The following is a 1,145-nucleotide window of genomic DNA, read 5'->3' on the forward strand; positions in this document are numbered from 1 at the left end:
CGGAGATGGCTATCCAGATGCGCGAGCTGATCCTCGAGAAGTTGCAGAAAGGCGAGAGCCCGGAGCAGATCCGAAACTACTTCGTGAGCCGCTATGGCGAGTGGATTCTGCTCGCGCCGACGCGCCGGGGGTTCAACTGGCTGGCGTGGCTGCTGCCATTCGTCGCCATCCTGGGCGGACTCGGGGTCATCGTGCTCACGATCCGTCGCGCGATTCAGAGGGGTCACGGGCCAAACTCGGAGGCATCGCGCCCCCTTGATCCGCGCTACGCCAGTCGGCTCGAAGCGGAACTCAAGGAATCGGAACGCTGACGACGTGGAAATACTGATTGCCGTCCTGCTTGTGTTTCTCGCCCTCTTGCCGGTACTCATTCCATTCTTCAGATCATCTGAGGGATCTCCATCGGGGTCAGAACAGACCGAGTTGCAGGAACTCCTGGCCGAGAAAGAGATGGTATACGCCGCAATCAAAGAGCTCGAATTCGATCATCAGGCCGGCAATCTAGCCCTGGACGATTATCAGCAAGCCCGCCATAGTTATGAGCTGAGAGCCATTGCCATCCTCAAACAGATCGACGCCCTGGATGCGCAGCAGGCAAGCGGGGGCGTAGGATCCAGAGAGAAACCGAGCCGATGAGCCGCCTGATGGAGTCCAGGTTGGCAGCCTCGGACTTGGACAAGGTGTATCAGAAGATACTGCACGGCACCCGCCTCGACTTCTGTGATGGACTGGCACTCTATCAGACACGCGACCTGACCTCGGTAGCGTTCCTTGCCAACCTGGTTCGGGAGCGCATGAGCGGAAACCTGACATATTTCGTCCGCAACCTGCACATTAACTACACGAACATCTGCAACAAGGGCTGCAAGTTTTGCTCGTTTTATGCCCCACCCAGCGACCCTCGAGGGTATGTGCTGAGCATCCAGGATATCCGGGATCGGGTCCGCAAGCATGACGAGGTTCCCATCCGTGAGATCCACATTGTCGCCGGAATCAATCCGAAGCTGCCTTACGAGTACTATCTGGACCTTGTCAGGGCAGTGAAGAATGCCAGACCAGGCGTCCAGGTCAAGGCGTTCACCATGATCGAGCTGGCACAGATCCAGCGGGTAGCCGATAAGCCGTTGGAGGAGGTGCTGGCCGAC

3 protein-coding genes are annotated in these 1,145 nt (G+C 58.1%); all 3 read left to right on the forward strand.

Features of this window, described 5'->3' with window-relative positions:
* Window positions 1–311 (forward strand): cytochrome c-type biogenesis protein CcmH (locus KGL31_14085; GenBank protein MDE2323008.1); only part of this gene is annotated, 311 nt, incomplete at its 5' end.
* Window positions 312–315: 4 nt separating this feature from the next.
* Window positions 316–636: a hypothetical protein gene (locus tag KGL31_14090; GenBank protein ID MDE2323009.1), complete on the forward strand. Its 321-nt coding sequence runs from the start codon at window positions 316–318 to the stop codon at window positions 634–636.
* The coding region (locus tag KGL31_14095) for a radical SAM protein (protein MDE2323010.1) at window positions 633–1,145 on the forward strand (513 nt) is incomplete at its 3' end. The genes KGL31_14090 and KGL31_14095, both read left to right, overlap by 4 nt.

This window comes from Candidatus Methylomirabilota bacterium (assembly GCA_028870115.1).
Classification (GTDB): domain Bacteria; phylum Methylomirabilota; class Methylomirabilia; order Methylomirabilales; family Methylomirabilaceae; genus Methylomirabilis.